The organism is Pseudomonas sp. Irchel 3E13, assembly GCF_900187455.1.
Lineage (GTDB): Bacteria > Pseudomonadota > Gammaproteobacteria > Pseudomonadales > Pseudomonadaceae > Aquipseudomonas.
This window is the reverse complement of record NZ_FYDX01000016.1, coordinates 61208-78719: the sequence shown is the minus strand read 5'-3', so window position 1 is coordinate 78719 and position 17512 is coordinate 61208. Positions and strand designations below refer to the sequence as shown.

General features: G+C 62.7%; 18 protein-coding genes and 1 pseudogene. 11 read left to right on the top strand and 8 right to left on the bottom strand.

What is annotated here, in order from left to right; translation table 11 throughout:
* Positions 1 to 48 precede the first annotated feature (48 nt).
* The 3 genes from CKW37_RS25215 to purE form a co-directional block, all read right to left on the bottom strand.
* Positions 49 to 294 (bottom strand): GlsB/YeaQ/YmgE family stress response membrane protein, encoded by a 246-nt coding sequence (locus CKW37_RS25215; protein WP_095158919.1) that lies wholly within the window; start codon positions 292 to 294, stop codon positions 49 to 51.
* A 90-nt stretch (positions 295 to 384) separates the two neighbouring features.
* Positions 385 to 1467, bottom strand: a complete 1083-nt coding sequence (locus CKW37_RS25210) for a 5-(carboxyamino)imidazole ribonucleotide synthase (protein ID WP_095158918.1) — start codon at positions 1465 to 1467, stop codon at positions 385 to 387.
* Positions 1468 to 1477: 10 nt separating this feature from the next.
* Complete coding sequence (gene purE / locus CKW37_RS25205) at positions 1478 to 1969, bottom strand: 5-(carboxyamino)imidazole ribonucleotide mutase (protein ID WP_065758113.1); 492 nt, start codon at positions 1967 to 1969, stop codon at positions 1478 to 1480.
* A 254-nt stretch (positions 1970 to 2223) separates the two neighbouring features.
* Between purE and CKW37_RS25200 the strand changes: the two genes are divergently transcribed.
* The gene (locus CKW37_RS25200; protein ID WP_095158917.1) at positions 2224 to 2865 is read left to right on the top strand and encodes a hypothetical protein; all 642 of its coding nucleotides are present in this window, start codon (positions 2224 to 2226) and stop codon (positions 2863 to 2865) included.
* Positions 2866 to 2872: 7 nt separating this feature from the next.
* Here CKW37_RS25200 and CKW37_RS25195 read toward each other — a convergent pair whose 3' ends face one another.
* The gene (locus CKW37_RS25195; protein WP_095158916.1) at positions 2873 to 3781 is read right to left on the bottom strand and encodes a LysR substrate-binding domain-containing protein; all 909 of its coding nucleotides are present in this window, start codon (positions 3779 to 3781) and stop codon (positions 2873 to 2875) included.
* A gap of 180 nt (positions 3782 to 3961) precedes the next feature.
* Between CKW37_RS25195 and aspA the strand changes: the two genes are divergently transcribed.
* From aspA to CKW37_RS25170, 5 genes are all read left to right on the top strand, one after another.
* Positions 3962 to 5386, top strand: coding sequence for an aspartate ammonia-lyase (aspA, locus tag CKW37_RS25190; RefSeq protein ID WP_095158915.1), 1425 nt, complete (start codon positions 3962 to 3964; stop codon positions 5384 to 5386).
* 188 nt (positions 5387 to 5574) lie between these two features.
* Positions 5575 to 6570 carry an asparaginase gene (locus CKW37_RS25185; protein WP_095158914.1) on the top strand — a complete coding sequence of 332 codons (996 nt, stop codon included), beginning with the start codon at positions 5575 to 5577 and terminating at the stop codon, positions 6568 to 6570.
* Positions 6571 to 6621: 51 nt separating this feature from the next.
* On the top strand, positions 6622 to 7614 hold the full coding sequence (locus CKW37_RS25180; protein WP_095158913.1) for an AraC family transcriptional regulator: 993 nt from the start codon (positions 6622 to 6624) through the stop codon (positions 7612 to 7614).
* Positions 7615 to 7764: 150 nt separating this feature from the next.
* Positions 7765 to 8811, top strand: coding sequence for a histone deacetylase family protein (locus CKW37_RS25175; RefSeq protein WP_095158912.1), 1047 nt, complete (start codon positions 7765 to 7767; stop codon positions 8809 to 8811).
* Positions 8808 to 9911: a polyamine ABC transporter substrate-binding protein gene (locus tag CKW37_RS25170; protein ID WP_095158911.1), complete on the top strand. Its 1104-nt coding sequence runs from the start codon at positions 8808 to 8810 to the stop codon at positions 9909 to 9911. Before CKW37_RS25175 ends, CKW37_RS25170 begins: the two co-directional genes overlap by 4 nt.
* A 69-nt stretch (positions 9912 to 9980) precedes the next feature.
* Here CKW37_RS25170 and CKW37_RS25165 read toward each other — a convergent pair whose 3' ends face one another.
* A complete protein-coding gene (locus tag CKW37_RS25165) occupies positions 9981 to 11510 on the bottom strand; it encodes a PLP-dependent aminotransferase family protein (RefSeq protein ID WP_095158910.1) in 1530 nt (509 codons plus the stop codon).
* A gap of 91 nt (positions 11511 to 11601) precedes the next feature.
* On the opposite strand from CKW37_RS25165, the gene CKW37_RS25160 reads away from it, so the two are divergent.
* The 3 genes from CKW37_RS25160 to CKW37_RS25150 are packed head-to-tail and all read left to right on the top strand — an operon-like array spanning position 11602 to position 13380.
* On the top strand, positions 11602 to 12231 hold the full coding sequence (locus CKW37_RS25160; protein WP_095158909.1) for an FMN-binding negative transcriptional regulator: 630 nt from the start codon (positions 11602 to 11604) through the stop codon (positions 12229 to 12231).
* A gap of 13 nt (positions 12232 to 12244) precedes the next feature.
* The gene (locus CKW37_RS25155) at positions 12245 to 12691 is read left to right on the top strand and encodes a GNAT family N-acetyltransferase (protein ID WP_095158908.1); all 447 of its coding nucleotides are present in this window, start codon (positions 12245 to 12247) and stop codon (positions 12689 to 12691) included.
* Positions 12692 to 12705: 14 nt separating this feature from the next.
* On the top strand, positions 12706 to 13380 hold the full coding sequence (locus tag CKW37_RS25150) for a GNAT family N-acetyltransferase (protein WP_095158907.1): 675 nt from the start codon (positions 12706 to 12708) through the stop codon (positions 13378 to 13380).
* 4 nt (positions 13381 to 13384) lie between these two features.
* On the opposite strand, the gene CKW37_RS25145 is transcribed toward CKW37_RS25150, so the two are convergent.
* Positions 13385 to 14284 (bottom strand): homocysteine S-methyltransferase family protein, encoded by a 900-nt coding sequence (locus tag CKW37_RS25145; protein WP_095158906.1) that lies wholly within the window; start codon positions 14282 to 14284, stop codon positions 13385 to 13387.
* Positions 14285 to 14390: 106 nt separating this feature from the next.
* On the opposite strand from CKW37_RS25145, the gene CKW37_RS25140 reads away from it, so the two are divergent.
* Complete coding sequence (locus CKW37_RS25140) at positions 14391 to 15209, top strand: transporter substrate-binding domain-containing protein (RefSeq protein ID WP_095158905.1); 819 nt, start codon at positions 14391 to 14393, stop codon at positions 15207 to 15209.
* Positions 15206 to 16027 carry an amino acid ABC transporter permease gene (locus CKW37_RS25135; RefSeq protein ID WP_095158904.1) on the top strand — a complete coding sequence of 274 codons (822 nt, stop codon included), beginning with the start codon at positions 15206 to 15208 and terminating at the stop codon, positions 16025 to 16027. Before CKW37_RS25140 ends, CKW37_RS25135 begins: the two co-directional genes overlap by 4 nt.
* Before the next feature lie 31 nt (positions 16028 to 16058).
* Here CKW37_RS25135 and CKW37_RS25130 read toward each other — a convergent pair whose 3' ends face one another.
* Both CKW37_RS25130 and CKW37_RS25125 read right to left on the bottom strand, forming a co-directional pair.
* Complete coding sequence (locus tag CKW37_RS25130) at positions 16059 to 16337, bottom strand: helix-turn-helix domain-containing protein (protein ID WP_095158903.1); 279 nt, start codon at positions 16335 to 16337, stop codon at positions 16059 to 16061.
* Positions 16334 to 17365: pseudogene (locus CKW37_RS25125) on the bottom strand (HipA domain-containing protein); the annotation flags it as partial. The gene CKW37_RS25130 and the pseudogene CKW37_RS25125, both read right to left, overlap by 4 nt.
* Between the last annotated feature and the right edge of the window lie 147 nt (positions 17366 to 17512).

Below are 17512 nucleotides of genomic sequence, written 5' to 3'. Positions count from 1 at the left end.
AAATGCTCGGCAACCGTCGGAGAAGTTGCCGAGCATTCTATCCCGCCATCAGCTTTTTTTGATGAATCCGTAGATCACCAGAAGAATGATCGCGCCCACCAGTGCCCCCAGGAAACCGGCCGCCTGGCCTGCCTGGTAAATCCCCAGCGCCTGGCCACCGTAGGTCGCGGCCAACGAGCCGGCGATACCGAGGAGGATGGTCATGATCCAGCCCATGCTGTCGTCGCCGGGCTTTAGAAAGCGCGCCAGCAAGCCAACGATGAGGCCGATGAAGATGGTTCCGATGATTCCCATGGCATTCCCTCTGATGTGAGTGCACTGCCAAAGCCTAGTCAGCGCTTTGGCGTCCTGCCATCAGAGGGGTGCCGAACGGAGAGGTTCAGTTCAACCCGCGATCAGCGCTTCGACCTGCTGGATCTTCTGCTCCAGGGTGGCCATGTCGGCGCAGCGCAGGGTGGCGTGGCCGACCTTGCGTCCGACCTTGAACGCCTTGCCGTAGTGGTGCAGGTGGCAGTCGTCAATGGCAACCACTTTATCCACAGACGGCACTTCGCCGATGAAGTTGAGCATGGCGCTTTCGCCGACCTTGCCGGTCGGGCCCAGCGGCAGGCCGGCAACGGCGCGCAGGTGGTTCTCGAACTGGCTGCACTCGGCGCCTTCGATGGTCCAGTGCCCGGAGTTGTGGACCCGCGGCGCGATTTCGTTGGCTTTCAGGCCGCCATCGACTTCAAAGAATTCGAAGGCCAGAACGCCGACGTAATCGAGCTGCTCAAGCACGCGGCTCGCATAGTCTTCGGCCAGGGACTGCAGCGGGTGATCGCTGCTGGCCACCGACAGGCGCAGGATGCCGCTCTCGTGGGTGTTGTGGACCAGCGGGTAGAAGCGGGTTTCGCCATCCCGTGCACGCACGGCGACCAGCGAAACTTCACCGGTGAACGGTACGAAACCTTCCAACAGGCACGGCACGCTGCCCAGCTCGGCGAAGGTGCCGATTACGTCGGCCGGCGTGCGCAGCACTTTCTGGCCCTTGCCGTCGTAACCCAGGGTGCGGGTTTTCAATACGGCTGGCAGACCGATGCTGGCCACGGCGTTTTCCAGGTCGGCTTGCGACTGGATATCGGCGAAGGCCGGGGTCGGGATGCCCAGGTCCTTGAACATGCTCTTCTCGAACCAGCGGTCGCGAGCGATGCGCAGGGCTTCGGCGCTCGGGTAGACCGGCACGAATTGCGACAGGAACGCCACGGTCTCGGCCGGAACGCTTTCGAACTCGAAGGTCACCAGATCGACTTCATCGGCCAGTTGGCGCAGATGATCCTGGTCGCCGTAGTCGGCACGCAGGTGCTCGCCCAGTGGCGCGGCGCAGGCGTCTGGCGCCGGGTCGAGGAAGGCGAAGTTCATGCCCAGCGGGGTGCCCGCCAGAGCCAGCATACGGCCGAGCTGGCCGCCACCGATTACACCGATTTTCATGCGTGTGACCTCAGGCCTGGCGTGGATCTGGGTTGTCCAGAACGCTGTCTGTCTGTTCTGCGCGGAACTGCTTGAGCACGGCGTGGAACTGCGGGTGCTTGGCCCCCAGAATGCTCGCCGAGAGCAGTGCTGCGTTGATCGCGCCAGCCTTGCCGATTGCCAGGGTCGCCACCGGAATGCCGGCGGGCATCTGAACGATCGACAGCAGCGAATCGACACCCGACAGCATCGACGACTGCACCGGTACGCCCAGCACGGGCAGGTGAGTCTTGGCGGCGCACATGCCTGGCAAGTGGGCAGCGCCACCCGCTCCGGCGATGATCACCTCGATGCCACGGCCTTCGGCCTCTTCAGCGTACTGGAACAGCAGGTCCGGAGTGCGGTGGGCGGAAACCACCTTCACTTCGTAGGGAATGCCGAGTTTTTCCAGCATATCGGCGGTGTGGCTAAGGGTGGACCAATCGGACTTGGAGCCCATGATCACGCCAACCAGTGCACTCATCGTCGAGCCTCTCCTGTAAGCGTCTTCCGACGCACCAAAAGCAACGAGCCACGCGGGAAGACCGGCGTGGCTCGTCATACGGATTCTGAATCGACCGACTGGTCGAAGGCGCGGGATTATAGCGCAATGAGGAGCAAAGCGCCCAGCCCTGTCGCGATGTCCGGCCATTGCCCCGCTGCTGGACTTCCAGATGCTCTGGCCCCGAGGGCTGGCGGTACGGTGGGTCACCGCACATCAACGTCAAGGATGACACCATGCACAACTCGCTGTTTCCCGCCCTGCCACTGGCAATCACCCTGACCCTCAACGCGCCGCTCGCCAGTGCCGAAGCCACCCCGACGCTGACGATCTGGGTCTTTCCCCACGATGAGCTGTCTGAACTTTCAGACGAACAGCTACAAAAAGACTACTTCGAGGCCTGGATGGACGAGATACGCCTGATCGCTCGCCTCCCGGTCGCCCTGCGCTTCACGCGGCGTATTCCCGGCCTGACCGACATCACGTACCAAGGGCTGGACGCCTCCGCCACGCTGTCGGAATGGGCCGACGCTGCCTCGGTCTGGCGGCGCCAACAGCCCAGCCCAGAAGACGTCACCGACAACAAGTACCTGCTGCTGACCCGCAATGAACTGGAACGCCATGGCAACGACAGCATTTTTGGCATGGCCTACCAGACGGGCCATTCCGCGATTGCCTCGCTGGGTACCTACGCCACGGTGGGGCATGAACTGGGCCATACGCTGAGCGCCACCCACGAGCAGTCCTATATCAGCTTCAATGGCTGGTTCTGCGAAACCTATATGTTCCCCAACCGATTTGGCCTTCGCTCGAACTGTTATCGCTACTCCGATGAAAACCGGGAGAACATCGCCAATTACCTGAAACGGCTGCGTTGATGACGGTTCAAGGCTGTTCTTGCGTCCCGGACTCGAGCTTGCGCCAGAGCAGCCGCACATTGGCCTTGCGCACCAGCGCGCAGCGATAAAGACGTATCTCCAGTGGCACATGCCACTGGGGCCCGCCGCAGATCACCAACTCGCCACGCTCCAGCTCCGCCCGCGCCGACAGGCTCGGCACCCAGGCGATGCCCAGCCCTTCCAGCGCCATGCCCTTGAGGCTATCGGCCATCGCGGTTTCATAGATGGTGGTAAAGCGCAGGTTGCGCTGGCGCAACAGCAGGTTCACCGAGCGGCCGAGAAACGCCCCGGCGCTATACGCCAGCAGCGGCACACTGGCCTCGCCTTCGAGGTCGAACAGCGGTTTGCCGTCCGCCCCCGCCGCGCACACCGGAAGCATCTCGGTGTTGCCCAGGTGCAGCGACGGGAAAATTTCCGCATCCATCTGCAAGGCCGCGTCCGGGTCGTAGAACGCCAGCATCAGGTCACAACCGCCCTCGCGCAGGGCGTGCACCGCATCGCCGACGTTGGTGGCCACCAGGCGGGTAGCGATATTCAGGCCGTCGTTGCGCAACTGGGCGATCCAGCGCGGGAAGAATCCTAGTGCCAGCGAGTGCGCCGCGGACACCTGGATCACCTCGCCCTGCCCGCCTTCAAGGTGATGCAAATGGCGGAGAACTTCGCTCAACTGGTCGACAACGGTGCGGGCGGTGACGAGAAACAACTGCCCGGCGGCGGTCAGCTCGATCGGTGTGCGCGAGCGGTTGACCAACGTCAGGCCCAGCGCCGCCTCCAGGCTGCGGATACGGCGGCTGAAGGCCGGCTGCGTGACGAAGCGGCGCTCGGCGGCCTGGGAAAAACTGCGGGTGGCGGCCAGGGCACTGAAGTCTTCCAGCCACTTGCTTTCAACGTTCATCAAAACTCTCCAAACCACGCACCAAAATGGTACACGCTCGAACCAGGAAGAACGTCACATCAGACGTTATGCCGTTTGTGCATAGGTTAGCGTGCAACAGCATTGGCCGCAAAACAGCTTCCGCTCCTACGATTAGCGCCATTCCGGCATGTGCCGGGTTAATTCGAGATGATATCCATCATGTCCGCTGCTGCATCGTTCCGCGTCGAGAAAGACCTGCTTGGTACCCTGGAAGTCCCTGCTGATGCCTACTACGGCATCCAGACCCTGCGCGCTGCCAACAACTTCCACCTCTCCGGTGTTCCGCTGTCGCACTATCCGAAGCTGGTCGTGGGCCTGGCCATGGTCAAGCAAGCCGCAGCCGACGCCAACCGTGAGCTGGGTCATCTGAGCGATGCCAAACATGCCGCCATCAGCGAGGCCTGCGCCCGCCTGATCCGTGGCGACTACCACGAGCAGTTCATCGTGGACATGATTCAAGGCGGTGCTGGTACTTCCACCAACATGAACGCCAACGAAGTCATCGCCAACATCGCGCTGGAGGCCATGGGCCACCAGAAAGGCGAGTACAAATACCTGCACCCGAACAACGACGTGAACATGGCGCAGTCGACCAACGACGCCTACCCGACCGCGATCCGCCTGGGTCTGCTGCTGGGTCACGACGCGCTGCTGGCCAGCCTCGACAGCCTGATCCAGGCGTTCGCTGCCAAGGGTCAAGAATTCAGCCACGTACTGAAGATGGGTCGTACCCAACTGCAGGACGCCGTACCGATGACCCTGGGTCAGGAATTCCGTGCCTTCGCCACCACCCTGACCGAAGACCTGAACCGCCTGCGCACCCTGGCACCAGAAGTGCTGACCGAAGTGAACCTGGGCGGTACCGCCATCGGTACCGGCATCAACGCCGACCCGGGCTACCAGGCCCTGGCCGTTCAGCGCCTGGCAACCATCAGCGGCCAGCCGCTGGTACCGGCCGCCGACCTGATCGAAGCCACTTCGGACATGGGCGCCTTCGTCCTGTTCTCCGGCATGCTCAAGCGTACCGCAGTCAAGCTGTCGAAGATCTGCAACGACCTGCGCCTGCTGTCCAGCGGCCCACGCACCGGCATCAACGAGATCAACCTGCCGGCTCGCCAGCCAGGCAGCTCGATCATGCCAGGCAAGGTCAACCCGGTTATCCCGGAAGCCGTCAACCAAGTCGCCTTCGCCATCATGGGCAACGACCTGGCCCTGACCATCGCTGCCGAAGGCGGTCAACTGCAACTGAACGTGATGGAACCGCTGATCGCCTACAAGATCTTCGACTCGATCCGCCTGCTGCAGCGCGCCATGGACATGCTGCGTGAGCACTGCATCGTCGGCATCACCGCCAACGAACAGCGCTGCCGTGAACTGGTCGAACACTCGATCGGCCTGGTCACCGCCCTGAACCCTTACATCGGCTACGAAAACGCCACCCGTATCGCCCGCATCGCCCTGGAAAGTGGCCGTGGCGTGCTGGAACTGGTGCGCGAAGAAGGCCTGCTGGACGAAGCGATGCTCAACGACATCCTGCGTCCGGAAAATATGATTGCTCCGCGTCTGGTTCCGCTGAAGGCGTAACCCGCGCAACAAACCGTCTCACCAGGTCGAGGGACTAGACACCTCTCACCTTTTGAGGGCCCAGGGCTAAACCCCGGGCCCTTTTTTTTTTCTGATGAAAGCCCCCTCCCTTCAATCCGCCTGACAGCTCTCCACCGGATGTCGTACTGTTCCCCGCCACGAACAAGACCGACCATGGAGAATGGCGCATGACTTCGGCGTCCGCACGACCCGCCCGCAGCATCATGGTGCTGTATACCGGTGGCACCATCGGCATGCAGGCCGGTGCCCACGGCCTGACCCCCGCCTCCGGCTTCGAGCAGCGCATGCGCGCGCAACTGAGCGGATCGGGTCGCCTCGCACCCTGGCGTTTCCGCGAAATGACGCCGCTGATCGACAGCGCCAACATGACCCCGCAGTACTGGCTGCGCCTGCGCACGGCGATCATCGAAGCGATCGATTCTGGCTCCGATGCGGTGCTGGTCCTGCATGGCACCGATACCCTGGCCTACAGCGCCGCGGCGATGAGCTTTCAACTGCTCGGGCTGGACGCACCGGTACTGTTCACCGGCTCCATGCTGCCGGCGGGCGTAGACGACAGCGATGCCTGGGAAAACCTCACCGGCGCACTGCAAGCCCTGACCGACGGCCAGGCACCCGGCGTACAGCTCTATTTTCACGGCGAGCTGCTGGCGCCCAGCCGTACCGCCAAGGTCCGCAGTTTTGGCCGGCATCCCTTCGTCACCCTCAAACGCAACAGCACCGCGACCTCATCGCCCGCCGTGCCCGCCGCCCTGGATTACCGCCAGCCGAAACAGGTGGCGAATGTTGCCGTCCTGCCGCTGGTGCCGGGCTTTTCCGCGCACGTGCTGAGGGCGGTGATCAACACCGGTGCCCGCGGCGTGATCCTCGAATGTTTCGGCAGCGGCACTGGCCCGGGCGACAACCCGGACTTTCTCGCCGCCCTCGGCGAGGCCCACGCCAGTGGCGTGGTGGTGGTTGCGGTCAGCCAGTGCCATGAAGGCGGCGTCGAACTGGATATCTACGAGGCCGGCAGCAAATTGCGCCAGGCTGGCGTGTTGTCGGGCGGCGGCATGACCCGCGAAGCGGCGTTCGGCAAGTTGCAGTTGCTGCTCGGTGCCGGGCTGCCGGTGGACGAAGTGCGCCGTCTGGTGGAAGTGGATCTGGCCGGCGAGCTGCGCTAAAGGCACACAATTTGCTCGCTCACCGATCAGCCCAATTGCCGGACACCCCGCATGCTGCACTCACACCTGACCACCCTGAACGCGGTTTCCCTGGTGCTCCAGGCCTTCCAGAGCCAGGGCCTGGACGACGATTCGTTGCTCAAGGGCAGCGGCATCAGCCCGGCGGACCTGGGGCGCGCCGACCCGCGCATCACCACCCGCCAGGAGATGCTGGTGTGCGCCAACGCGGTGGCCCGGCGCCGGGAAATCGGCCTGGAACTGGGCCGACGGATGCACATTTCGTCCTACGGCATGCTCGGCTATGCCCTGCTCTCCAGTGCCACCTTAGGTGACGCGTTACGTCTGGCGCTGCGTTATCCCGCGCTTCTGGGAACACTTTTCCAGTTGCGCCTGATCGAGGACGGCGAGCGCATCTGGTTCAGCGCCAGCGGCTACCGCGAAGAACCGCAACTGGCCGCCTTCAACGCCGAGTTCTGCCTGACCTCGCTGAAAATCATCTGCGATGACCTGCTGGGCCAGCCGCTGCCTCTGCTCGGTGCGCGCTTCGCCCACCCGACGCCCGATTACCATCCGCTCTACAGCAACCCCTTCACCTGCCCACTACGCTTCGAGGCCGACGACAACGCGTTCGCCTTCGACCGCCGTTGGCTGGAACATCCCCTGCCGCTGGCCGACCAGGTGACCCACCGGGCCATGAGCGAACGTTGCCGCCAGTTGAATCTGGAATTCACCGGTCGCCAAGCCTGGCTCGGGCGCATCCGTGAACTGCTGGCCCGGCAACTGGACGCCGCCCCCGGCCTGGAAGGACTGGCGCGGCAGATGAACTGCTCATCGCGAACCTTGCGCCGGCACTTGAGTGAAATGGGCAGCAGCTATCAACAATTGCTGGACGAACTACGCTTCGAGCGGGCCAAGCAATTGCTCGGCGAGGGGAACATACCGATCTACCGGATCGCCGAGGAACTGGGCTTCAGCGAGACCGCCAGCTTCCGCCACGCGTTCATGCGCTGGAGCGGCGTGGCCCCGAGCCATTTCAAGACCTGAGCTCATAGCGTCAAGGCGTGCACCATCCAGGGGCCAAATCCGGACACTCGTCGTGGCCATATCGATCCCCTTTTGGCCGTTTGCGCCGTTCTGCTTCACCGGGCCGCCATCAACAATGGACCGATACGCCAGTGACCGGAGAACAACAACATGCTGACGATCTATTCCGATGACCACCGCCTGCACCACGGCCGCTGCGAGCTGATCGACGGGCAACTGATGCCCTGCTTCGAAATGCCGTCGCGGGCCGACCACGTACTGGAGCGGGTCAAGACCCGTAACCTCGGGCCCATCAGCGGCCCGCGCGATTTTGGCCGTGAACCGTTGCTGCGGGTGCACGACGCCGGCTATCTGAACTTCTTCGAAGGGGCCTGGGCCCGCTGGGCCGAGCTGAACCGCGACGGCGACCTGCTGCCATTCACCTGGCCGGCGCGCACCTTGCGCCGGGTCAAACCGACCAGCCTGCTGGGCGAACTGGGCTACTACAGCTTCGACGCCGGCGCGCCGATCACCGCCGGCACCTGGCAAGCAGCATACAGCGCCGCGCAAGTGGCGCTCACCGCCCAGGCCGCGGTGCAGGCCGGCGCCCACAGTGCCTTCGCTCTTTGCCGTCCGCCAGGGCACCACGCCGCCAGCGACGTCATGGGCGGCTATTGCTACCTGAACAACGCGGCCATCGCCGCCCAGGCGTTCCTCGACCAAGGCCACGGCAAAGTGGCGATCCTCGATGTCGACTACCACCACGGCAACGGCACCCAGGAAATCTTCTACGACCGCAGCGACGTGTTCTTCGCCTCGATCCACGGCGACCCGCAGGCCGAATTCCCGTTCTTCCTCGGTTATGCCGACGAACACGGCGACGGCGACGGCCTGGGCTACAACATCAACTACCCTCTGCCCGCCGGCAGCGACTGGGCCGCCTGGAACAACGCGCTCGAGCAGGCCTGTCAGCGCATCGACGCCTACGCGCCGGACGTGCTGGTGATTTCCCTCGGCGTGGACACCTTCAAGGACGACCCGATCTCCCAGTTCAAGCTCGACAGCCCTGATTACCTGCAGATGGGCGAGCGCATCGCCCGCCTTGGCAAGCCGACCCTGTTCGTCATGGAGGGCGGCTATGCGGTGGAAGAAATCGGCATCAACGCCGTGAACGTTCTCGAAGGTTTCGAACGCGCCCAACAGGAAGCCCAAGCATGACTCGATTAAAACGACTGCTCGCCCCCCTGCTCTGTACCACCCTGCTCGCCGGCAGCCTCCAGGCTGTCGCCGAACAGCGCACCCTGCGGGTCTACAACTGGTTCGACTACATCACTCCGCAAACCCTGACGGATTTCCAGAAGGACGCCCAGGTCAAGCTGATCTACGACATCTTCGACACCAACGAGGCGCTGGAAGCCAAACTGCTGACCGGAAACTCCGGTTACGACGTGGTGGTGCCTTCCAACGTGTTCCTGGCCAAGCAGATCGAGGCCGGCGTGTTCCAGCCGCTGGACCGCAGCAAGCTGCCAAACTGGCAGCACCTGGACCCGGCGCTGATGAAGCTGATCGAGGCCAACGACCCCGGCAACAAGTTCGCCGTGCCCTACATGTACGGCACCGTGCTGATCGGCTTCAACCCGGCCAAGGTCAAGGCGGCACTGGGCGAGAATGCGCCGGTGGACAGTTGGGACCTGATCTTCAAGGAAGAGAACCTCTCCAAACTCAAGCAGTGCGGCGTGGCGCTGCTCGATTCGCCGTCGGAAATCATGCCGCTGGCCCTGCAATACCTGGGCTTGCCGCCTAACAGCAGCAAACCGGCGGACTACAAGAAAGCCGAAGAATTGATGATGAAGATTCGTCCATCCATCACCTATTTCCACTCGTCCAAATACATGGCCGACATCGCCAACGGCGACATCTGCGTGGCGGTGGGCTACTCCGGCAGCTTCTCCCAGGCTGCCAACCGCGCCACCGAAGCGAAGAACGGTGTGGTGGTGGACATGCGCCTGCCGAAAGAAGGCGCGCCGATCTGGTTCGACATGCTGGCCATCCCCAAAGGCGCGGCCAACCCGGAAGATGCCTACACCTTTATCAACTACCTCCTGCAACCGAAGGTGATTGCGCCGATCAGCGATTTCGTCGGCTATCCGAACCCGAACAAGGACGCTACCGAACTGGTCGCCCCGGCGATCCGCAACAACCCGAACCTGTACCCGACGGCGGAGGCGATGACCAAGCTGTATACCTTGCAGCCGCTGGGCCGTGACGCGGAGCGGGCACGGACGCGGGCCTGGACCAAGATCAAAGCGGGGACCTGAGTGTAATTATCCCGAGCAAGCTCGCCCCCTGTAGGAGCGAGCTTGCTCGCGATGCGCCCCAAAAAACGCTCACCCCTTCCAAACCTTCCTCAACACCCCCAACGCCTGCGCAATCCCCGCCTCCCCCACCGCCGCAAACCCCAACACCAGCCCGGCGCTCTTATCCACAGACGCGGGCGTCCCCGGTAGCCAGTAGTCACTCAGCGGATTGATCTCCACACCCGCCTCAAGCGCTCGCTCCACCAGCCACTGCTCCCGCTCGAAGTTATCCACATCCACTTTGACGTGCAGCCCCGCAACCATTTCCGGCAACCCACCCACGCCCGGAATATCCACAGGCCAACCGGCCTGCAAGGCATTACGCCGGCTCAGCGCCGCCCGCCGCATGCGCCGGATGTGCCGCTGGAAATGCCCTTGGGCCATGAACTGCGCCATCACCGTCTGCGTGCCGACTTCCGAATGCCGCACCATCAACGCCCGACACCGGGAAAACGGCTCCACCAATTGCCGCGGCAGCACCAGATAGCCCAGACGCAGGGCCGGAAAAGCCACCTTGCTGAAGGTGCCGACGTACAACACCCGCCCGCTACGATCGAGCGCCGCCAGCGGTGCCAATGGCGCGCCGCTGTAGCGGTATTCGCCGTCGTAGTCGTCCTCGACAATCCAGCGCTCGTTGCGCTCGGCCCAGGCCAGCAGTTCCAGGCGTCGGGCCAGGCTCATCACCACGCCCGTGGGGTATTGGTGTGAAGGCGTGACGTAGGCCAAGCGGCAATCACTCAAGGCGGCCAATGCGTTGCAGTCGAGCCCTTCGTTATCCACAGCCACGCCGTGCATCGTCGCGCCGGTCAGGGCGAAGGCACAGGCGGCGGCGCGATAGCCCGGGTTTTCCACAGCGACCCCCGCCCCAGGCTCCAACAGCAACTGTGCACAAAGGCTGATGGCCTGCTGTGCGCCGGTGGTGATCACAATTTGTTCAGGCGTGCAGGAAAGACCCCGCGATCGACGCAAATAAGCGGCAATCAGTTCGCGAAGCATCGGTTCACCTGCCGGATCACCGTAACCGAGACCGGCCGCATCGGGATTTCGCCAGAAACCCGTCTGCAACTTGGCCCAGACCTCGAACGGGAACAGGTCGAACGCTGGCACACCGACCCGGAAAGCCCGCGGCGGACCGCTGCGCGGCGTGGGCAAATGATGATTTTCCAGACGAAAAAGCGCATCCGTGTGGATAACTTTACTGGACGAATCACCAGTATTTTCCGGGGGAATTGTGGATAAGGCTGTTGATAAACCCCGGGATAACCTTGTGGATACTTTTGTGGACAACTTTGGCAGGTGGCTGACATAGGTTCCGTCTCCCACCCGACTTTCGATGAAACCCTCGGCATACAGTTGGTCGTAGGCGCGCACCACGCTGTTTCGCGACAAACCAAGAATCGCTGCCATGTCGCGGCTGGCCGGTAGCCGGGCACCGCTACCAAGACGTCCATCGAGCACACGCGCGCGCAATGCCTGATAAAGCTGCCGGCTAAGGCCCTGGCGGCGGTCAAGAACGATCCCGGTGGGATCGAACGGCAAGGAAACGGAAGGCTCTACCATGTTATTGGACCCAGGAAATTAGCCTGAAATGGCTCTTACACTAGACCAATAGCCTGCCTAGGATGAGTCCATTCGCCAAGGAAACTTTGTCATGTTCTCACCCAGCGCCTTCAAAGATGACGACCTGCAACGCCAGCTCCAGCACATTGAGAACACCCGCCTGGCGGTACTGATCACCCAGGGCGAGCAGGGCCTGCAAGCCAGCCATGTGCCGCTGCTGCTGAATCCCGATGAAGGCCCCAATGGCACGCTGTACGGGCACCTGGCCCGGGGCAACCGGCAATGGCAGGAACTGGAGCGCGGGGCCGAGGTGCTGGTGGTGTTTCCCGGCGCCGACGCCTATGTCAGCCCGGGCTTCTACCCGAGCAAGGCCGAGGACCCGCGGACCGTCCCGACCTGGAACTACACAGCGGTGCACGCCTGGGGCACGCCCCGCGTCTACCATGAAGCCGAACCGCTGCTGGATATCGTCCGGCGCCTGAGCGACCGCCATGAGCAGGGCCGCGAGCGTCCCTGGTCGGTGGACGACGCCCCGGCCGATTACCTGCAAGGCATGCTCAAGGCCATCGTCGGTTTCGCGGTGCCCATCGCGCGCCTGCAGAGCAACCGCAAGCTTAGCCAGAACCGTTCGACCCTCGACCACGACGGCGTGCGCGACGGCCTGGCCGCCAGCCCCGACCCACTGGACAACCAACTCGCTGCGCTGATGCAGCAACCTTGAAGGAACGCGCCACATGTCTACCGTTCAGATCCGTCCGGTTACCGCCGCCGATCACGCTGCCTGGCTGCCACTGTGGCAGGCATACCTGCATTTCTATGAAACCCGCCTGCCCGACGACGTCAGCCAAGTGACCTGGCAGCGCCTGCTCGACCCGGCCGAAACCACCAACTCGGCACTGGCCTGGGTCGATGGCAAGGCGGTGGGCATGGTCAACTGGATCTACCACCGCTCCAACTGGTCTGTGGAAAACTCCTGCTACCTGCAGGACCTCTACGTTGACGGCAGCCAGCGCGGCAAGGGCGTCGGCCGCGAGTTGATCGAGCACGTCTACGATGTCGCCCGCGAAGCCGGTTGCGCCAAGGTGCATTGGCTGACCCACGAAACCAACGCCACGGCCATTTCCCTGTACGAGCAGGTCGCCGAGCGTCCGGGCTTCATCCAGTTCCGCAAGCCGCTGTAAGACGGAGCCTTCCCATGAGTACGAATCTGAACTGGAAACCCGCCACGGAACCGCACCCGGAGCCATTGACCGGCCGCTTCATCCGCCTGGAGAAACTCGACCCGCGCCGGCACGGCGATGATCTCTGGCAAGTGCTCCAGGGGCCGGGTGCCGATGGCCTGCTGTGGGACTACCTGCCTTATGGTCCCTTCAGCGAGCGCGCGCCGTTCGACCGCTGGCTGGAAGACAACGCCAGCAGCCGCGACCCGCTGTTCTATAGCGTCGTCGATCTGGCCAGCGGACAAGTGCAAGGCATTCTCAGCCTGATGTCCATCGTCCCGGCGCACGGCCGCATCGAGATCGGCCACATCGCCTTCGGCGCGGCAATGCAGCGCACGCCCAAGGGCACGGAAGCGGTCTATCTGCTGGGCAAGCTGTCCTTCGAACTGGGCAACCGCCGCCTGGAATGGAAGTGCAACAACGCCAACGCCCGTTCGCGACGGGCTGCGGAGCGCTTCGGGTTCAGCTTCGAGGGGGTGTTCCGTCAGCACATGGTGGTCAAGGACCAGAACCGCGACACGGCTTGGTATTCGATCCTGGATGACGAGTGGCCGGCGATTGCCGCCGGCTTCGAGCGCTGGCTGAGCGAAGACAACCAGCGTCCCGAGGGTCAACTCAGAACGCTGGAAGCCTGCCGCGCCACGCCGTAAGGCGTTACTTCAAACGCTGGGCCAACAGGGCGATATGCTCCGGGCCGATCCCGCAGCATCCGCCCAGCAGGCTGGCGCCGCGTTGGCGCCAATCCTGCGTCCAGTGCAGGTAACCCGGCGGGTCGAGGTCTTCGCGCAGCTCATCCAGGCCATCGTTGGCGGTGGCGTCCTTCGGCTGCGGCGGGAAGGCGTTGGCGTAGGCGCCGACGGCAATCTCAACGCCCAGGCGCTTGAAGGTGGCGATGGCGTCGTCGATGGCGGCGCCGATCACCTCTGGCTGGCTGCAGTTGAACAGCAGGGTCTGCACGCCCAAGGCCGCAACGGCCTCGGCCGCATCGACCACCGGCTCGCCGGAGCGCAAACGCGGCACCTCATCGACATCCTCGTCCTGCAACGTGAACGACACCCAGAACGGCTTGCCGTCTTGCGGAAGACCGGCACGGATCGCCTGCACTTCAGCGATAGCGCTCTGGGTCTCTGCCAGCCACAGATCGACATGGTCGGCCAGACCTTCAACCAGCGGCGTCAGCACGTCGCCGACGCGTTCAGCCTGATACAGGTCTGGGCGATAAGAGCCGAACAACGGCGGCAGCGACCCGGCCACCCGTACGGCTTGCGGGCCGGCATCCGCCGCAGCGCGGGCAAGCTGCCCGGCGGTACTGGCCAGGGCGCGGCCTTCGGCCTTGAAACGCTCCTCGCCGATATGAAAAGGCACCACCGCATAGCTGTTGCTGGTAATGACCTGAGCGCCCGCCTCGATATAGGCCCGATGTACCGCCACCACCGCTTCCGGGGCCTCGCTCAACGCGAGTGCCGACCACTCTGGTTGCCGGAACGGCGCACCGCGGCGCTGCAGCTCCCGGCCCATGCCGCCATCAAGAATGACCAACGCCTTTTCGCCCATATAACACCTGCTTCTAAAGATATAAATAAAACGTATTAGTGCCGCTATTGTTATAACTATCTAATACCTCACAGGCTTTGTCTTACAACTTTTTCCGGTGATTCCTATGAAACTTTCTTCTCTGCTAGGCGCGGGCCTGCTGGCCTTGACCGCTACCCAAGCCTTTGCCGGTGCCACCCTGGACCGTGTGGAATCCCGCAAAGAGCTGGTCAACGTGCTGATGGAAAGCTATCCGCCGTTCTCCTTCCTCAATGAACAGAACCAGCTGGACGGCTTCGACGTCGATGTGGCCAAGGCCGTGGCTGACAAGCTGGGTGTGAAATTGCGCCTGGAAACGCCGTCCTGGGACGTGATCGCCGCAGGACGCTGGAGCGGCCGCTACGACATCTGCATCTGCTCCATGACCCCGAGCAAGGCCCGCGCCGAGGTGTTCGCCTTCCCGGTCGAGTACTACGCCTCGCCAGCAGTGATCGTGGTCAACGCCAAGGACGAACGCATTCACTCGGCCAAGGACCTCGACGGCCTGAAAGTCGGCCTGACCAGCGCCTCCAGCTACGAGAGCTACCTGAACAAGAACCTGGTGATCGAAGGCGCCGAAGACACCAAGCTTGAGTACCCCTTCGAAGCGGTGCAGATCGCCCCGTACGACACCGATAACGTCGCCTTCCAGGACCTCGGCCTGGGTGCCGGCGTGCGCCTGGATGCCATCCTCACCAACCTGGTCACCGCCAAGCCACGCCTGGACCAGGACAAGCGCTTCAAGCTGGCTGGCGCGGCGCTCTATGAAGAGCCGAACTCGGTGGCCATCGAAAAAGGCGATGCAGAATGGGATGCCAAGGTCCGCGATGTCTTCGCGCAACTGAAGCAGGACGGCACCCTGACGCGCATTTCGCAGAAATGGATCGGCGCTGACATCAGTAAATGAGTGCTCAACAACTGCCGCCAAAGCCCGTCGAAACCCGCGCGGGCTTGCCGCTGCCGGGCTTTCGCGCCCGGCTCTACCTGACCTGGCTGGTCCTGCTGCTGGTGTTCGTGGGCTTCTTCCTGAGTTTTGATCTGAAGTTTTCGATCATCCTTGAGAAGTTTCCCAATCTGGCCGGCTTCAAACTCGGCCCGAACGGCTTCCTGCAAGGCGCCGCGCTGACCCTGTTCCTCTGCCTGTGTTCGATGGTCTGCTCGGTGGTGCTGGGCTTCGCCGCCGCGTTGGCGCGGCTGTCGAACAGCGCGGTGTTGCTGGGCATTGCCAGCTTCTACACCTCGTTCTTCCGCGGCACACCGCTGCTGATCCAGATCATGCTGCTCTACCTGGGCCTGCCGCAGATTGGCCTGGTGCCGGGCGCGATCACTGCGGGGATCATCGCCCTGTCGCTGAACTACGGCGCCTACCTGAGCGAAATCTTCCGCGCCGGCATCCTCGGCGTCGCCCAGGGCCAGCGCCAGGCGGCACTGGCGTTGGGCATGCGGCCGACTACCATCTTCTGGCACGTCACCCTGCCCCAGGCCATGCGCACCATCATCCCGCCGGGCGCCAACCAGTTCATCTCGATGCTGAAAGACTCGTCACTTATTTCGGTGATGGGTGTGTGGGAAGTGATGTTCCTGGCGCAGTCCTACGGACGCTCCAGCTACCGCTATCTGGAAATGCTCACCACCGCGGCGCTGATCTACTGGCTGCTGTCGTTTGCCCTGGAACTGGTGCAGGCGCGGTTGGAGCGGCATTACGGGAAGGGGTATCAGCGGTAAAAGTGAGTGCGCCAGCGATTTGGCTGCTCACTCAGCGCAACCGATCCGGCCGCCTCATGACCCCCATCTGCAAACCGAACGGCCGGAACACGGCATTCAGCGAATTGAGTGTCGGGTTCCCTTCCCCCTGTTCAATCTGAATCAGGGTCCGCACCGAAATTTTGCACATCTTCGCGAACTGGGTTTGCTGCATCTTGGCGACTTCGACCCGCAACCGACGCACGGCGGCACCCAATTCAAGTGAGCCATCGGCGATACCCGCCATTACGCTTTCGATCAGCAACCCTCGAATCTCGATCGAAACCGTCATAGCAACTCCCAGTCCTTCATGCGTTGTTCAAGGTTTTTCAAAGCGATGTGCGGATGATCAATGACCGCCTTCGGCAAACCCGACTCCGCCAGCAGATCCGGCAGCGCCAGCAAACCACGAGCATCCTGGCGCAAGCGCTCGAACGCCTGTTGCGGATCCACCAACGGTTCCAGCAACTGACAAGCCGCTCGCCAGCCGACCTCTCTCATATGCTCCACAGGCGAAGCCCATTTGGTGGTTCGTGTGATGCCTTCGGCGTCCATCACCATGGGCGCGAGGTCATAGATCGGCGCCAGCCGCAGCGCATCCTCGCCACGAATGATCGCCGTGTTGCGCCCGTGGTTGTCGGAGTTGCCGAGAATCTTGTTGATCAGATCACGGCGCATATATTCCGCCACCAGATCAGGCACCTGATCCTTCTGCCCGGCATTTATCCACAGGGCGGCCAGCCCTTGGATAACTTCCAGATGATCCATCCGGCTGCCTGGCTCGGTCACTCCCGCCAGCGAATACACCGACTCGACCGCCAATCGCTCAACGCCGGAAGCACCGATCCGACGGTCAAAGCGCTTCATCCAGAGGCTAGGTTTATCAGCCTCTTTCAGGTCCAGCTCGGCAGTTGCTACCGTATCGATGCCAAGGCGTTGCAGCGCCTTGTAGTAGAGGAATTCGGCACGCAGGATCGTCTGATCGTTGTCTAGCGCCTGGTTACGAGCAAACTTCACAAACCAGTGGCAGGCGGCATGTTCGTCATTCAGCACCGCATCCGGATAGAGCTGCCCATTCCGTCCTTCTGTCAGCAGCAGCTTGGGCGCCTCGCCCCCCGCCCCCGTAGCCCCACCAATAGCCGCGCCCTGCTCGTAGGCATACTCAAGAAAGCGCTGATCGCGACTGACGACATCCTCGAAACTGAACCCCATCGGGGCGCCGGTATCCAGCGTCTCGGCCGACTCCTTGATGCGCAGATTGCCAATCGGTGCCGGCGTGCTGCGCGTCAGCAAGAAGATGTCTTCAGCCAACGCCTCCGGCGGCCTCTGTCAGCGAATACTACTGATCTGCAATATAGTGCAAATCCCGAGACCTAACAGGTAATATTTCTGCATTTTAGTGCAGATATTTTTAGAATTCTTGAGGTTCTCTGCATTTAAATGCATATAGCCAATCGAAAAAAAGGG

What these genes read in the sequence shown, in the direction of transcription:
- CKW37_RS25210 (WP_095158918.1), bottom strand. Translation starts at nt 1,467, where the DNA reads ATGAAAATCGGTGTAATCGGTGGCGGCCAGCTCGGCCGTATGCTGGCT.
- purE (WP_065758113.1), bottom strand. Translation starts at nt 1,969, where the DNA reads ATGAGTGCACTGGTTGGCGTGATCATGGGCTCCAAGTCCGATTGGTCC.
- CKW37_RS25165 (WP_095158910.1), bottom strand. Translation starts at nt 11,510, where the DNA reads ATGGTAGAGCCTTCCGTTTCCTTGCCGTTCGATCCCACCGGGATCGTT.
- CKW37_RS25195 (WP_095158916.1), bottom strand. Translation starts at nt 3,781, where the DNA reads ATGAACGTTGAAAGCAAGTGGCTGGAAGACTTCAGTGCCCTGGCCGCC.
- CKW37_RS25160 (WP_095158909.1), top strand. Translation starts at nt 11,602, where the DNA reads ATGTTCTCACCCAGCGCCTTCAAAGATGACGACCTGCAACGCCAGCTC.
- CKW37_RS25135 (WP_095158904.1), top strand. Translation starts at nt 15,206, where the DNA reads ATGAGTGCTCAACAACTGCCGCCAAAGCCCGTCGAAACCCGCGCGGGC.
- aspA (WP_095158915.1), top strand. Translation starts at nt 3,962, where the DNA reads ATGTCCGCTGCTGCATCGTTCCGCGTCGAGAAAGACCTGCTTGGTACC.
- CKW37_RS25155 (WP_095158908.1), top strand. Translation starts at nt 12,245, where the DNA reads ATGTCTACCGTTCAGATCCGTCCGGTTACCGCCGCCGATCACGCTGCC.
- CKW37_RS25170 (WP_095158911.1), top strand. Translation starts at nt 8,808, where the DNA reads ATGACTCGATTAAAACGACTGCTCGCCCCCCTGCTCTGTACCACCCTG.
- CKW37_RS25185 (WP_095158914.1), top strand. Translation starts at nt 5,575, where the DNA reads ATGACTTCGGCGTCCGCACGACCCGCCCGCAGCATCATGGTGCTGTAT.
- CKW37_RS25140 (WP_095158905.1), top strand. Translation starts at nt 14,391, where the DNA reads ATGAAACTTTCTTCTCTGCTAGGCGCGGGCCTGCTGGCCTTGACCGCT.
- CKW37_RS25200 (WP_095158917.1), top strand. Translation starts at nt 2,224, where the DNA reads ATGCACAACTCGCTGTTTCCCGCCCTGCCACTGGCAATCACCCTGACC.
- CKW37_RS25150 (WP_095158907.1), top strand. Translation starts at nt 12,706, where the DNA reads ATGAGTACGAATCTGAACTGGAAACCCGCCACGGAACCGCACCCGGAG.
- CKW37_RS25175 (WP_095158912.1), top strand. Translation starts at nt 7,765, where the DNA reads ATGCTGACGATCTATTCCGATGACCACCGCCTGCACCACGGCCGCTGC.
- CKW37_RS25180 (WP_095158913.1), top strand. Translation starts at nt 6,622, where the DNA reads ATGCTGCACTCACACCTGACCACCCTGAACGCGGTTTCCCTGGTGCTC.
- CKW37_RS25215 (WP_095158919.1), bottom strand. Translation starts at nt 294, where the DNA reads ATGGGAATCATCGGAACCATCTTCATCGGCCTCATCGTTGGCTTGCTG.
- CKW37_RS25145 (WP_095158906.1), bottom strand. Translation starts at nt 14,284, where the DNA reads ATGGGCGAAAAGGCGTTGGTCATTCTTGATGGCGGCATGGGCCGGGAG.
- CKW37_RS25130 (WP_095158903.1), bottom strand. Translation starts at nt 16,337, where the DNA reads ATGACGGTTTCGATCGAGATTCGAGGGTTGCTGATCGAAAGCGTAATG.